We start from the raw sequence: 15,559 nt of genomic DNA on the forward strand, positions 1-15,559 counted from the left end.
TAATTATTTTAATTTTATTTGTTCTTTTTATTAATATAGTTAATTTTTTGTGAATTTTAAAATAGCATTTTTGATTACAGTGTGCCAAGGTCATAGATGTGTCTGTGCTTGCACAAAGGCACATTTATGACCTTGGCACACTGTAATCAAACTTTAAACTATATCATTAATTCATTTTATGCCTGTTTTTTATTTAATTTACCTGCGTACCCAGATATTTTCCATTCTATATTTTTTTGGGTACGTTTTTTATTCATTTATACAATGTGTTATATATTTTTAATGATAATTTAGTGAGATGTACCCAGAAATTCAAACTTTTTTCTATTTCGGGGTACGTTTAGCTTTTCTATATATGTTATGTTGTATTTTTTGCTTGATAATTCGGCAAAACGTACCCAGATATTTTAACTTTTTCCTATTTTGGGGTACATCGACTGTTTGCATATATATTATGTTGTATATTTCACCTGATAATTCGGCAAAACGTACCCAGATATTTTAACTTTTTCTTATTTCGGGGTACATCGACTGTTTGCATATATATTATGTTGTATGTTTTACCTGATAATTCGGCAAAACGTACCCAGATATTTTAACTTTTTTCTATTTTGGGGTACATCAGTTGCTTTAACATATGATTTGTTTATATTTTGTCTATAATATAGTTAAATGCAACCAATTTTCAGAAAAACTATATATTGGGCTTAGAAATGTTTCTCTTAGAAACACATTACAATTCCTAGCATCTGCTATGGACAAAAGAAGCTACGCATTACGCGTAGCTTCTCACAACATTTTATTATTAACTTGTTATAATCTATTTACTTATTATTCCCAACAATTCTTCTGCAGGTTTCTATATCTGCTTCGATTTGCTGTTTCAATTTCTCTAAGCTGTCAAATGTTCGCTCCGGTCTTATGAAATCATAAAACTGTACCTGAACGATTTCATTGTAGATATAGTTCTCATAGTCAATTATGTGGGTTTCAACTTTTATCTTTGTACCTGTTTCAACTGTAGGATTTACGCCTACGTTGCTTATGGCATTAAAAGTCTGACCTTCAACTACCACAACTGTTCTATAGACACCATTAGGAGGCAATAACTTAGTTTCGTCAGGAATGATATTAGCTGTTGGAAGTCCGATTGTTCGTCCCAAGTGCTTGCCCTGCTCAACCTTACCGATTATCCTGTAAGGATGTCCAAGCATTTCATTTACATCCTGCATCTTGCCTTCTGTTATTTTTTTTCTAATACTAGTACTGCTTATATCTTTGTTGTGATACTGTTCCTTCTCTACAACTATAAGATTATAACCATATTTTTTCTGATTGTCCTTCAAAAACTTAACATTTCCGGAAGCCTTTGTTCCAAAATGGAAATCCGGTCCACATACAATTGTTGTTGCACCTATTTTATCTTTTAAAATTTTTGATACAAATTCATCCGGAGAAAGTGCAAGAAACTCTTTCTTCATAGGCATTTTCATATACACATCAACGCCCTGCTGTTCACAAAGAATCTGCTTCTCCTCTTCTGTCACAATTGTTTTGTTGGCATTATTATTAAGGAATGCTGAAGGTGTAGTTTCAAAAGTAAGAACTACTTTCTGTCTACCATTAGCATTGTTAACTATAACTTCAAGAAGTTTTTCGTGTCCCTTATGTATTCCATCAAACTTTCCAATTGTTACAATTGTATTTTTTAATTTTATGTTATCATCTAAAGAAATGCGTTGCATAATTTCTCCATTTCTATAAGAAAATCTTAATTGGTTTGTATATCTGTTTTTCTGCAATATACATATATAAACCAATGAATTTGCCATCGTGAGTATATACTCTTACTGTCTGACCATCCTGATGATTCATCTTTAACAATGTGTTTCTCGAAGTAAAAATATTACCGTTATAAAGTAACTTTTCAGCTTCCTCTGAAACCATACATTTTGAATACATATCCAAAATCTCGTCAACAGGAGTAATATACTGTTCCAAAATTCCCTGGTCCCTAATTTCTTCTATCTGAGATAGAGAAATACTGTCCTTTATGTCAAATCTTTCAACTCGTGTACGTGTAAGTTTTTCCATACATGCCCCAACACCTAAATCCTTTCCTATGTCGTAGCAAAGGGTTCTTACGTATGTACCCTTAGAACATGTTACGTGAAAACTTACTCTTGGCAAATCAATTTTTGTTATTGTAATGTCTATAATTTTGCAATGTCTTGGAGGTCTTTCTATTTCTTCTCCCTTTCTTGCAAGATTATATAATTTCTGACCATTTATTTTTATTGCTGAAAACATTGGTGGAATCTGGTCATATTCGCCTATATAGCTTTTAATCACATCAAAAACCTTTTCTTCGGAAAGCTTCATAACTTCCTCTTCAGGTGTCTGATTAGTAATCTGACCTGTTGTATCCTGAGTATCTGTCTCTGTTCCAAGCAACATTGTAGCTGTATAAGTTTTGTCCTTTTCAGACAATAAATTGCAAAGCTTCGTTGCTTTTCCAAGACAAACCGGCAACACTCCTACAGCATTGGGATCAAGGGTTCCCATATGGCCTATTTTTTTCTGTTTTAGGATTCCTCTTAACTTTGCCACTACATCGTGAGATGTATAGCCGGGTTCCTTATAAACATTAATGACTCCATTAATCATTTATACCATCAACTCCTTCAACAGTTTCATTTTAAATGTCCTGTTTTATTCTGTTAAGCAGTTTGTTTATTATATCGTTAAGTTCGCCGTGTATCTCTGCTCCTGCAGCCCTTACGTGACCGCCACCACCGTTTTCAACGGCAATCTTGCTTACATCCACGTAATTCTTTGAACGTAGACTGACTTTGTATGAATCCTCACTTAACTGGTACAAAAACATAGCCACTTCAACACCGTCAACATTTCTTATTGATGCCACAACTGCATCTAAATCCTTAGTTGTAACACCGTACTCTTCCATCATTTCTGATGTGCAGTAACCATAAATACATTTTCCATCTAATGCCAACACTGCTTCACTTTGAATTTTCGCAGTAACCATCATCTGGTTATATGTTTTTCTAAAAAATGTTTCTTCAAGAATCATATTCACATTAACACCTTTTTCAATCATGTTAGCAGCGATTCTCATAGTTTTTGGTGTTGTACTTTGAAATCTGAATACGCCTGAATCATGTGCGATTCCCATATACATTGGTTCTGCAATTGATTTATCAATTAAGTCTTCATCTAACAAATCATATAATACTTCACTTGCTGAACTTGCCTTTGGCAAAATATAATTATAATCTGCATATCCGTCATTACTTGCATGATGATCAATGCAGGCTGTTCTTTTGGCATTCTCATAAAAAGGCAAATTAAGTCCTAATCTGTCAAGACTTGCCGTATCGAGTGATATAAACAAATCAAATTTAGTACCGTCATATCCTGTTGTGATAATCTGGTCTGTATTTTCAATAATATTGAACTTTTTGTCCACAAACTCTAAAAATACCCTTACATCTAAATCCGGTCTGTTCTTTTTAAGATAATTATACAAAGACATACATGAACCCATGCAATCTCCGTCAGGTCGCACGTGACCTGCTATACCAATAGTCTTTGCATCTCCAATAATATCGTTAATCTTCTTCATCATTCAAATTAATTCCTTTATGCTTATTCGTTATCCTCTGATTCTTCTTTATTATTCCCATTAACTTCGTCTATTAATTTTGACATCTTCATACCGTATTCAATAGACTGGTCCATAACGAATTTTAATTCCGGTGTATTTCTAAGGTTAACTGTTCTTGCTAATTCACGGCGGATAAAACCGGCAGCACTTTTAAGTCCTGCCATTGTATCTGCCTTTGCTTCTTCGTCACCTAATACACTAATATATACCTTACAGAACTTAAGATCAGGTGTAACTTCAACACCTGTTACACTTGTCATCATTCCAATTCTTGGATCTTTAAGTTCTCTGATAATTACACTTAACTCTCTCTGAACTTCCCCGTTAATACGAGTGTTCTTTATACTGTTTTTTCTCAATTTTTAATCCTTTCCGGACTAGGTTAAAGTTCCTATCTTGGCACTTCTACCATAATATATGCTTCAACCTGATCGCCTTCTACAATGTCATTGAATTTTTCAAATACAAGACCACATTCGTAACCGGCTTTAACTTCCTTAACATCATCCTTAAATCTCTTAAGTGATGCAACCGGTCCTTCATAAATTTGTTCTCCATCTCTTGTAACTCTTGCTGAACATCCTCTCTGCATAGCACCATCTAAAACATATGAACCGGCAATGTTTCCAACACCTGAAGCCTTGAAAATCTGACGGATTTCTGCATGACCGATAACTTTTTCTTCGTAAACAGGTTCAAGCATACCCTTCATAGCTCTTTCAATGTCATCAATAGCGTTGTAGATTACAGAATAAAGTCTTAAGTCAACTCCTTCTGTCTTAGCTGTTTCTTCAGCCTGTGCATCAGGTTTTACATTAAATCCGATAATAATTGCGTTAGATGCTGATGCTAAGATAACGTCAGATTCGTTAATTGCACCTACACCACCGTGGATAACCTTAACTTCAACTTCTTCATTTGAAAGCTTAACAAGACTCTGTCTTACAGCCTCAACTGAACCCTGAACATCAGCCTTGATAATAAGGTTAAGTTCCTTAAGTTCTCCTGCTTCAATCTGTGAATTAAGATCATCAAGAGAAATTCTAAATTTATTTGATTCCATAAGCTTAGCCTTGCTATCTTCAACGAATGTGTTCGCAAAGTCTTTTGCTTCATTAGCTGTTGCAGTTGATACAAATACTTCACCTGCGTTTGGAACACCACTAAGACCTAAAATTTCTACAGGTGTTGATGGGCCTGCTGTCTTAATTCTGTTTCCTCTGTCATCAGACATAGCTCTCACTTTACCGTGGTTAGCTCCTGCTGCAATATTTGCTCCAACCTTTAATGTACCTTTCTGTACAAGAACTGTAGCAACAGGTCCTTTACCCTTATCAAGCTTAGCTTCAATAATAATACCTCTTGCCTGACGATTAGGGTTAGCCTTTAATTCTAATACATCTGCCTGTAAAAGAACCATTTCAAGAAGATCATCAATGCCTTCCTTAGTGTGAGCTGATACAGGAACCATTTCAACGTTTCCGCCCCAGTCTGAAGCTAATAATCCATGTTCTGCAAGTCCCTGCTTAACACGGTCAATATTTGCTCCCGGTTTATCAATTTTGTTAATTGCTACGATAATTTCAATTCCTGCTGCCTTAGCATGGTTAATAGCTTCTACAGTCTGTGGCATAACACCATCATCTGCTGCTACAACAAGGATTGCAATATCTGTTGACTGGGCACCACGCATACGCATTGATGTAAATGCTTCATGTCCAGGTGTATCTAAGAATGTAATAGTCTGGTCATTAATTTTAACAACTGAAGCACCGATATGCTGTGTAATACCACCTGCTTCTCCTGAAATTACATTTGTTTCTCTAATTGCATCAAGAAGTGATGTTTTACCATGATCAACGTGACCCATAACACATACTACAGGTGGACGCTTAACCATTAAGCTTTCATCTTCTTCATCTTCCTTTAAAAGTTCTTCAATAATATCTACCTTTTCTTCTTTTTCACACATAATGTCATAGCCTAAAGCTATTTCTTCTGCGCTGTCAAAGTCGATTTCAGTATTAACAGTAACCATCTTTCCTTCAAGGAAAAGTTTCTTGATAACTGCTGATGGCTGCATTTTCATTCTTTCAGCGAGCTGACCTATTGTAATAAAATCCGGAACCTCAATTACCTTGATTTCTTCCTTCTTTTCTTCTTTCTTCTTAGGTTTTTCCATTACAGGCTTAGAGAAATCTTTCTTTCTGCCATTCTTGCCCTGTCTGTTATCGTCATAATTCTTCTTATTTCTTTCCTGACGGTCCTGACGAAGTTTATTTTCTCTTGACTTTCTATCCTTATTCTGAATTGGTTCAGCAGGTGCCATACCGCCTCTTGAATTATCATTTCTTCTAAAGTCATTTCTTCTGTCGTCATTTCTGCCCTGGCCGTTGTTGTTTCTGTCTCTGAAATTTCCGTTGTTATTTCTGTCACGATAATTTCCGTTATTGCCATTATTATTTCTATCTCTGTTATAACCTCTATTATCGTTTCTGTCATTTCTACGGTCATTTCTCTGACCATCATTTCTACGATCGTTTCTCTGGCCGTCATTTCTGCCCTGACCATTGTTGTTTCTGTCTCTGAAATTTCCGTTGTTATTCCTGTTGTTACGGTTATCTCTGTTATATCCGCCTTTGTTGTCTCCTCTGTCGTTTCTGCGGTCATTTCTCTGACCATCATTTCTACGATCATTATTTTCTCTGTTAAAAGGCTTATTTTGTCTGTTGTTATTCTGTTCTGTTTTCTTTTCTACCTTTGTATCCTTCTGCATATCTTTTGGCTTTACCTCTTCCTTCTTTGGTTCAACCTTTGGTGCTTCAACCTTTGGTGTTTCTGTTTTTTCAGGTTCTGTTTTTGCTACCGGCTTAACTTCTTCTTTCTTAACCGGCTCAGCCTTAACTGCTTCCTTAGGCTGTTCTTTTTTTACTTCCGGTTCAGCTTTAACCGGTGCCTTTGGTTCAACTTTCGCTTCTACCTTAGGCTCAGCCTTCTTTTCAGTAGTAACCTTTGCTTCCGCACTCTTTTCCTTCTTATCTGATGAATGATGATGTTCACCATCACTGTGTCTTCTGCGTCTCTTTTCTCCATCACCCTTAGAATGTCTTTCGCCTCTTCTAATTACACCTTTGCTTGTAATTATAACTCTTGGCTTTGACTTTTCTTTCTTTTCATCTTCAGTAGCTTCTCCACTGCTTTCCTTCTGACTGTTCTTGAATTTTGTTTTTACAAATTCAATATTGTCATCATCAATGGAACTTGCTGCCTTTACATCTATGCCCTTTTCTCCAAGTGCCTTTACTATGTCAGCACTTTTTATATCTAACTCTTTGGCTAATTCATGTACTCTCATCTTTGCCATTTAACTACCTCCGCTTATTCATTTTCTGTTAACATCTTCACAATCGACTTGCTAAATCCGGGATCCAACACTGCTATGGATGCTCTTTCTTTATTACCTGTTGCCATGCCTAACTCAGCCTTAGTACCATAAATAAATACAGGAATCTTATAAAACTTGCATTTATTTTCAAATAGTTTTTTTGTATTGTCTGAGCTTTCTGTTGAAACAATAACAACCTTGGCTTTATTATCCTTAACAGCCTTTTCAACTGAAAATTCACCTGCCACGGTTTTCCCTGCTCTTGTTGCAAGTCCTATCATAGAAAATACCTTATTCATTTATCTCTCCTAATTCTTTTTCAAGCTGACTATAGATTTCTTCGCCAATACCTGAAATCTTAAGTGTTTTTTCCAAACCTTTATTCTTAATTGCTTTCTTCAGGCATTCTTTATCCGGACATATGTAAGCTCCACGACCGTTTAATTTTCCGGTTGCATCAACACTAACATTTCCCTCTTTGTCACGAACAACTCGAATCAAATCCTTTTTGTTTTTTGCCTGTCTGCAACCTGTACAGGTTCTTACAGGCATCTTTTTTGTCTGTCCCATAGCATCATCTCCTAATCCCTGATTTGGTCTGTTATTCTTCTGTCTCTTCAGTTGTAGCTTCGGATGTTTCTTCTGTTACTTCTTCAGATTCTTCTGAATCAGCCTCTGACTCTGAATCATATTCATCATCATAATACTCGTCATCATATTCTGCATCGTATTCATCATCGTAGTATTCGTCATCATAATATTCATCATCATCGAATACATACTGGATTCCTTCTTCTTTTGCCTGTGACTCACTCTTAATATCAATCTTAAATCCTGTAAGTTTTGCAGCAAGTCTTGCATTCTGACCTTCTTTACCAATTGCAAGTGAAAGCTGGAAATCAGGTACTACTACTAATGCTTCCTTGTTATCAGGATCAGCAAGAACTGCAACAACCTTTGATGGACTTAATGCATTTTCAATTAAGATTGCAGGATTTTCGCTCCAGTTTACAATATCAATCTTTTCATCACGTAATTCATCAACTACTGCATTTACTCTTGCACCGTTAACACCTACACACGCACCTACGGCATCAACGTCTTCGTTATTTGACCATACAGCCATCTTTGTTCTTGAACCTGCTTCTCTTGCAATGCTTTTAATTTCTACTGTACCGTCCTGGATTTCTGTAACTTCCTGTTCAAAAAGTCTCTTAACTAATCCCGGATGAGTTCTTGAAACAACGATTCTTGGTCCTCTACCATTGTCTTTTACTTCTGTAATGTAAAGTTTTATTCTTTCAGTTGGTCTGAAATGTTCTCCCTTAGCCTGTTCTTTTTCCATAAGAACTGTGTCAACCTTACCAAGGTTTACGCTAATATTCTTACCATTGATTCTCTGAACAATACCTGTAACAATGTCATCCTGCTTTTCAAAATACTGTTCGTAAAGGCTCTTTCTTTCTTCTTCTCTAATCTTCTGAAGGATACCATTCTTTGCACTCTGTGTTGCAATACGTCCAAAGTCCTTTGACTGGATTTCAATATTTACAATATCGCCAAGTTCGTATGTTCCCTTAATGCTTCTTGCATCTTCAAGAGAAATCTCTGTTACAGGATCCATTACTTCTTCAACAACTTCCTTCTGTGAATAAATGTGGAAATCTCCTGTTTCTCTGTCCATTGTAACTGTTACATTGTCTGCTTTGTTAAAGTTATTTTTGTACGCTACTACTAAGTTATTTTCGATAGCTTCAAATAATGACTCTTTGCTAATATCTTTTTCCTTTTCTAAGATATTCAATGCTTCAATTAATTCTTTGTTCATTTGTTTTTATCCTCCTAAAAAATTAAAAATCAATTGTTGGTCTGACAAGTGATACATTCACTCTGTCTATATCTGTTTCACTACCATCTTCATTTTCAATGGTAATTGTGTCTGCATTATATGCTTTTAAAAGTCCTACAAGCTGTTTCTGTCTGTCAACAGCTCTGTATAAATGAACTTCAATTTCATTTCCCATGTTTCTGTCAAAGTCCTTATCCTTCTTTAACGGACGGCCAAGCCCCGGTGAACTTACTTCCAAAATATAAGCATCACTGATAAAATCTTCTTCATCTAATTTGTCACTTAAGATTCTGCTAACAGATTCAAGGTCGTTAATAGTTATACCACCTTCCTTGTCAACATATGCTCTTAAATACCAGTTGCTGCCTTCTTTTACATATTCAACATCAACTAATTCAAAGCCCTTTTCATCAACTATAGGTGTAATCAGAGCTTCTGTCTTCATTTCATATTCTTCTCTTCTTGACACTTTATTCTCCTTTAATTATTTTTTATATCAATTACAACAAAAGAGTGGGCCTTTGTGGTCCACTCCTCTGCTATCTAGTCAATATTTACGTTTAATAGTATACGGCTGTTTTTTTTGTGTGTCAACCCCGTATTACCTATATTAATGTTATATTTGAGTTATATTTTTGTTAAATTATTGATTTTACACAATTATCAACAAGATTATTTTTTAATTCTAATCTTTTTAACATTACTCCATTTACCGTAGTATTTTGTCTTGCCAACTACCTTTACAGCTCTGGCTTTAACATAATACTTTTTGTTCTTCTTAAGTTTCTTAAATTTAAATACATTTCTCTTAAATGTCTTTGTAATTGTCTTCTTGCCTTTAAACTTCTTTGATGTAGAAACCTTAACAACATATCCTGTTGCGCTCTTAACTTTCTTTAAAGAAATCTTTGCCTTAACTGCTTTGTTACGTTTAACAGCCTTTTTAACTTTTGTTCTTCCAAGTCTAATGCTTGTACTTGAAACCTTATCAGTTGTAGTTTCTTTCATAACATTATTTGATGTTACCTTAGGTGTTGTAGTTTCAGGTTTTGTTGTAACACTTGTTTCCTTTTCACTTGTAGGTGCAACTGTTGTTGGTTTTGCAGTTGTTGTTACTTCTCCACTTGTTGTCGGTTCAGTTGTTGGAGTTGCTGCTGTTGTTGTTTCTGTTCCACCTGTCGTTGGCTGTGTAGTAGTTGGCGCTGCAGTTGTTGGCGCTGCAGTTGTTGTTTCCTTCTCTGTTGTAGGTACTTCTGTTGTTGGCTCAGGAGCGCCATCTCCTTTCTTTAATGCTATCTTTACTGTATTGCCATTAATGTCCGCATCAATTGTATAATAGCCATCTTCCTTAAGCTCGCTTGCTTTAAGTGGAATCTCTGCACCCGGGCAATTCTTTGTTATTACAGTACTTAAATCAGGTCCTGTAATTGTTGCATTAAATCCACCCTGCTTAAATATGAAATAGAATGGATTTCCGTCTGCTTCATTAATTCTTGCAAATATATCTTTTCCTTCAATTACACTATATGAAATTCCTGTACTTCCAATTTCTGTCCAAGCAGTAATGTCAGACCAATCAATCTTTGTTACTGCAGGTGTTGTTGATTCAGGTTCATCTGTGTCATTTCTTAATCTGTAATATACTTTTAAAACAAGACTATTATCTTCTGTAACTGTGCCTGAAATTTTTGTTCCTTCAACAGTTTTATCTAAAATATATCCTGTAAATGATTTATTAGGTGCTGTTACCTGATTTCCAGCTGAAGCAGTTTTTGTATCTGTACTATTAAGTGAATATGTCAAATCTGCATTTTGTAAATAGTATTCTACTTTATATGTTGCTCCTGCACTTTGTTCTTCTGACTGTGCCTTTGGTGCAACCTTAATAACTTTTCCATCTGAGAAAGTTACTGTTTTTTCTTCATTAGTAGGATTGTATGCAACATATGTAGTTATTCCGTCTTTATTTTCAAATACAAGACTTAATGGATCATCACTTGTAATGTCTAGTTTAGGACTTCCAACTTTCTCCAGTGACTTAATAAAGTGGTAAGCATGAGCTTTTGAATCTCCTGCCTCTGGTGCACATGTTGAACTAAAATACTCCTGAGCTTTGTCCATATCAGCCAATGCCAAATAAGAACTCCATAATTCATTCCATCTGTCTGTTGGTGTAGATAATTTATCATTTCCCGTAAATGCTTTTTCATTGGCCTGAGCTGATTCAAAGTTTGCTTTTACGAAATCTGTACTCTTTCCCAAATAATATGATGCAGATGTAATAGGTAATAAATTAATCCCCTGAATCTGTAATGGTTCTGCTGTCCACCATGCTGAGTAATCATATTTGCCTCCCCAAACAATTGAAGCTACATTATGCTTGTTAGCTGATGTTGTGCTTGCAGTATAATTGCTATCCAAAATATCTCCATCAATATCAAACCAATAGTTATTAACTGAATTAACTTCTGTTGTGTACAAATATACACCTAAATCTGTTAATTCTTCATTTCCTGTAGCCTGACCATACAAAATCAACGCTGCCCATGCATTTATTGACTCTGAACTTGATTCCTGATTGTTACCATCAGCAAAGTTAGCATGACCACTTGCCCATGAATGTCCTTCATATGTTGAAAATACTCTTAAGTATGGATATTTTGATGAAGAATCTTTCTTATCATAAGCAATATCCCCTATAACTTCATTAATTATATCTGAATACTGTGCAATAAAATCAGGATCTCTAAATGCAACCTGAGCTGCTGCCTGAATAAAATATCCATAGTGGAAATGATGGTCTGTCATTCCGTCTACTGTATAATAAGCCTGTGGGAAACCAAATAAGCTACCTACATTTTCATCATAATAAAAATACTTATCTTCTGCATTATTGTCATTATCCGCTGTAAACCAGTCTGCTAATTCATTTTCCAATGCTTTTAATAAAGTGTTAGCATCTTCTGTGTCGCCACATGCCTCTGCTGCTTCCATAACCTGAATAGCTCTGTTCATTCTTTTTCCTGAATCATATGTATTAACCAGAACATTAGCTTCCTTAGTTAATTCTCCGTTTTCAGGACCATAATCTTTCATAAAGCTATCTACATATTCCTGTAACTTGGCTTTATCAGAATTTTCAACTGATGGACTTGACTGAAGGATTCCTGAATAAGTTAATTGGGTAGTAAATGAATCGCCAATCAAAAACTTCATCTGTCCACGAATTGTTCTTGCCTCATTTTTAAGATAACTATAACCTGTCATATTCTTATACTGGCTTGGAAGGATCCCCATAACTACTCCGTCAGGTTTTGATGAATCCATCTTACCAACTTTATAATTATATGTTGTAGTTACCTTTCCTGTACTTCTGTTATAGTCATAATTAACCCCTGTATCTTCTGCGTAGTTAAATGCATAAGGTTCATAAATTTTAGCAATCTTTTCAGCTTCTGAATCATTTGTTCCTGTGCTTTCACATAACCATGCCAATGTGAAATACGCTTTATTCTCACTAGGGAATGTCATTGATATTTCACCAATGTTTGTTTCTCCTAATGTTGGATTCCAAGTTGTTCCCTTTGGAACATATAGTGCATAATAATCATAATTGCTATACTTGCTAACATCATCATGATTATCATAAACTCTTAACACAAGCATTGTTGAATTCTCAGGTGTATCACCATTATATCCCACAACTGCTGAAGGCAATGTATCTCTTAATCTTAACAATGATGCTGTCTTTGTTCCATTCATTCTAAACAATGCCATTGGACTTCCCTGTGTCATTGTTGTCTTCATATATTGTGATGAATCAGACGCATTCTCTAATACCACATCTGTAGACCAGTCTGTTTCCCTGTCAGCTTTTACCTCATTTGAGCTAAATCCTGTCTTAACTTCAAAATCTGATAAAGTTCCATTCTCCGGTGCACTTGCATTAAATGTATCTCTAACAACCATAGTTGATGGCTTTGTAACGTACATTCCATCGCTTACAGCTTTAAATGCTAATGGAATTGCGTATGTTGTGTTACCAAAATTATCACTACAACTATACTTCCATCCCATTGATGTTGACCAGCCATTAGTCTTAAAGGCTTTGTTTTCTGAATCATAATTATCTGTTGTAAAACGTGTATTACCTTTGTTAGCTAAAGTTGGCAAATTGGCAAATAATGATTCATTAGTCTGGGTATGAATAACATTGTCACCTTCATATGACCAAGTTCCTGTAACCTTAGTAGCCAAACTTCCTTTCTGCGTGGCAGCCTTTACATCGCTTACAAAAAAACCATGTTGAAACGCCGGCATAGCCGTCATTATTAAGGCTAAGCCTATGGCTATTCCTTTCTTTGTCTTTCTCATTAGTAAGTCCTCCTTCTTAATTCAAAAATATTATTAAAAATGTTTTTGGTTCACTTTTTACTTTTTTTGTCTTTTTTAGTCTTTTGAAAATAGTATATTTTGTTTATTTTTTCCTAACATACAGCGCATATATTACTACATATTGCACAACTATTCAATAAAAAAAACATTTTTATGCGTTTTCTTTAATAAAAGTATTTTTATTAGTTTTTTATAATATTTCAATTATTTTTATTAATCTTTGAACTATATTTTTTATTATGGAAATAAAAGAAATTAAAGAATTTAAAACTGGAAGACATGCCAGAGGATGTGAGAAAAGCGTGGGAAAATGCGCATAGATAAAGTAAAGGTTTGGAAGTTTACGCCATACCTTTACATTATATATTTTAAATTTAATAAGTAGTGTAAGTATAACAAAAGCTATGGGCTAAAATTGTCCCATAGCTTATAATTTTATTATGCACTTTTTTTCAAAATTTCAATCAATTCCCACCAATCATAAATATGTAAATAGTCAAAATCAATTTCGTATTCTTTATTTCCACTCTTAAACCTTGGAATATCTTCATCAGTCTTTCCTTCATATAGAACCGGAAACATTCCTGCATTATATGCTCCATAGACATTTTAGAACCCCAAAATGTACGCAAATCAACATTTTGTAAAGGAAAAAGTGTATGTTCATCAACATTTTGTAGTATTTTTCATCCCATCCTTCTTATAATTCCCCCTCCTTCTTTCTTTAACCATCCAACTGAATCTTTATAGTTTGGAAGTATTTTCTCCACTTCTTTCCAGAAAGCTTTTGAGTGGTTCATTTGATTTCGATGACATAACTCGTGAACCACAACGTAGTCTATTACTTCAGTCGGCATCAGCATAAGAAGACAATTAAAATTAAGATTTCCTTTGCTGCTACAGCTTCCCCATCTGGTCTTTTGATTTCGTATTATTATTTTTCCGTATGTAACACCTATAATATCCGCATAATATTTCACTCTGCCTGGAATGTAATTCAATGCCTTATCTGCCAGCTTACTAATTTCTTCTGCTGTAAAATAATCAATTTTAGATAACTCTTCATTTTCTCTTTTTATTTGTTCAATACATTTAGAAATCCACTTTTCTTTTGACTTTAAAATTTCTCCGATTTCTTTATCAGAAGTAAAAATGGGGGCTCTTACTGTAACTGTCAAATCATTATTTACCTTAATTGATATTGTTTTTCTTTTTGTTCGTATTACTGTAATATTATTCATTACTTTATGCAATTTTCTCCGTCATAATTTTGTTTCATAAAAACCTAAACAATATGCCTCATCTTCTCCATTAAAATACATTGGACTAAAATTGTATTTTTCATGTGCATCATCTGTTCTGTCTACATATTCGCCTCCATGTATCGGCTTGTCTTTTCCGTCCTCATTTCCTGTGTACTCTCTCATCCATGCAATGTTACAAAATAATACCTTCATAATATTTACTCCTTTTCCATTTTAATTCCACAACTGTTTCAATTGTTAATATTAGAATAATATTTTATAGATATTTTTTCGGGACAAATTGTCCTACAATCTTATTTTATGTACTTTCCTTTTCTACAGATAACACTTCTAACATTTTTATAATTGACAACTTATCTGCAATTATTACCCCATTTATAATTGGGATTTTTCTTCCTTTGTTCTAAAAAATTCTGTCTATGCTCAATTAGGGACATTTTATTCGCTCCTCCAGAAAAATTTTCATCTTCATTTTGAACTATATCATCTTCCCATCCACACACTAAACATATATCATATTGTGAATTTATTGTTCCTTCATTGCAACATGGACATTTAATATGATAATTACTTATTATATTTTTATTTAATATTATGTCAATACACCTCGTTGTACCAAAAATATGAGTATTTTTGATTTTCACACAGTTGCCTTTATTTAATAAATATTCACATTTTTTATGACACTATTTTTGCCTACATTACAGCCATGAGGTTGCCTCCAGCCAACTGACTTAACGCCTTAACCTTCTTCACGGATTTCAACATATCTCTATGTCTAAATGAAAGTTATTACTTAACTTAAGAATGTTCAAAAATAAATTCATTGACAGTTAATCTTTGACCATTCAAAGAAAACATAAAACAGTTAATTTGCTCGATGCTTGCATTCATCTTCTTATTAATTTTCCAACTTAATTGTTTAAATTAATTTGAACATAACTGTATATGTAACGTAACCCTGTTACAGGGAAGCC

14 protein-coding genes are annotated in these 15,559 nt (G+C 34.4%); all 14 read right to left on the minus strand.

Going from position 1 to position 15,559, the window contains the following annotated elements:
* Positions 1-824: 824 nt before the first annotated feature.
* The 14 genes from NQ558_RS10270 to NQ558_RS10335 all read right to left on the minus strand — a co-directional run bounded on the left by NQ558_RS10270 (position 825) and on the right by NQ558_RS10335 (position 15,226).
* The gene (locus NQ558_RS10270) at positions 825-1,745 is read right to left on the minus strand and encodes a bifunctional riboflavin kinase/FAD synthetase (RefSeq protein WP_005360651.1); all 921 of its coding nucleotides are present in this window, start codon (positions 1,743-1,745) and stop codon (positions 825-827) included.
* Between the two features lie 13 nt (positions 1,746-1,758).
* On the minus strand, positions 1,759-2,667 hold the full coding sequence (gene truB, locus NQ558_RS10275; protein WP_005360649.1) for a tRNA pseudouridine(55) synthase TruB: 909 nt from the start codon (positions 2,665-2,667) through the stop codon (positions 1,759-1,761).
* Between the two features lie 31 nt (positions 2,668-2,698).
* A complete protein-coding gene (locus tag NQ558_RS10280) occupies positions 2,699-3,649 on the minus strand; it encodes a DHH family phosphoesterase (RefSeq protein ID WP_005360646.1) in 951 nt (316 codons plus the stop codon).
* 20 nt (positions 3,650-3,669) lie between these two features.
* Complete coding sequence (gene rbfA / locus NQ558_RS10285; protein ID WP_040446372.1) at positions 3,670-4,047, minus strand: 30S ribosome-binding factor RbfA; 378 nt, start codon at positions 4,045-4,047, stop codon at positions 3,670-3,672.
* Positions 4,048-4,079: 32 nt separating this feature from the next.
* Positions 4,080-7,052, minus strand: a complete 2,973-nt coding sequence (infB, locus tag NQ558_RS10290) for a translation initiation factor IF-2 (protein WP_005360643.1) — start codon at positions 7,050-7,052, stop codon at positions 4,080-4,082.
* A 14-nt stretch (positions 7,053-7,066) separates the two neighbouring features.
* Positions 7,067-7,372 (minus strand): L7Ae/L30e/S12e/Gadd45 family ribosomal protein, encoded by a 306-nt coding sequence (locus NQ558_RS10295; RefSeq protein ID WP_005360641.1) that lies wholly within the window; start codon positions 7,370-7,372, stop codon positions 7,067-7,069.
* Positions 7,365-7,643: an RNase P modulator RnpM gene (gene rnpM / locus NQ558_RS10300; protein WP_005360639.1), complete on the minus strand. Its 279-nt coding sequence runs from the start codon at positions 7,641-7,643 to the stop codon at positions 7,365-7,367. The genes NQ558_RS10295 and rnpM overlap by 8 nt, the downstream gene beginning before the upstream one ends.
* Positions 7,644-7,674: 31 nt before the next feature.
* Positions 7,675-8,901 carry a transcription termination factor NusA gene (gene nusA / locus NQ558_RS10305; protein ID WP_005360638.1) on the minus strand — a complete coding sequence of 409 codons (1,227 nt, stop codon included), beginning with the start codon at positions 8,899-8,901 and terminating at the stop codon, positions 7,675-7,677.
* A 22-nt stretch (positions 8,902-8,923) separates the two neighbouring features.
* Positions 8,924-9,391: a ribosome maturation factor RimP gene (locus NQ558_RS10310; RefSeq protein ID WP_040446370.1), complete on the minus strand. Its 468-nt coding sequence runs from the start codon at positions 9,389-9,391 to the stop codon at positions 8,924-8,926.
* Between the two features lie 203 nt (positions 9,392-9,594).
* Positions 9,595-13,296, minus strand: a complete 3,702-nt coding sequence (locus tag NQ558_RS10315; RefSeq protein WP_005360635.1) for a glycosyl hydrolase — start codon at positions 13,294-13,296, stop codon at positions 9,595-9,597.
* Positions 13,297-13,755: 459 nt separating this feature from the next.
* Positions 13,756-13,899, minus strand: coding sequence for a hypothetical protein (locus NQ558_RS10320; protein WP_005360633.1), 144 nt, complete (start codon positions 13,897-13,899; stop codon positions 13,756-13,758).
* A gap of 104 nt (positions 13,900-14,003) precedes the next feature.
* The gene (locus tag NQ558_RS10325) at positions 14,004-14,558 is read right to left on the minus strand and encodes a M48 family metallopeptidase (protein ID WP_005360631.1); all 555 of its coding nucleotides are present in this window, start codon (positions 14,556-14,558) and stop codon (positions 14,004-14,006) included.
* 21 nt (positions 14,559-14,579) lie between these two features.
* A complete protein-coding gene (locus NQ558_RS10330; protein WP_005360627.1) occupies positions 14,580-14,774 on the minus strand; it encodes a hypothetical protein in 195 nt (64 codons plus the stop codon).
* Positions 14,775-14,935: 161 nt separating this feature from the next.
* The gene (locus tag NQ558_RS10335; RefSeq protein WP_198006732.1) at positions 14,936-15,226 is read right to left on the minus strand and encodes a CPCC family cysteine-rich protein; all 291 of its coding nucleotides are present in this window, start codon (positions 15,224-15,226) and stop codon (positions 14,936-14,938) included.
* Positions 15,227-15,559: the final 333 nt, after the last annotated feature.

The organism is Eubacterium ventriosum (genome assembly GCF_025150745.1).
In the GTDB taxonomy this organism is placed as follows: Bacteria; Bacillota; Clostridia; order Lachnospirales; family Lachnospiraceae; genus Eubacterium_G; species Eubacterium_G ventriosum.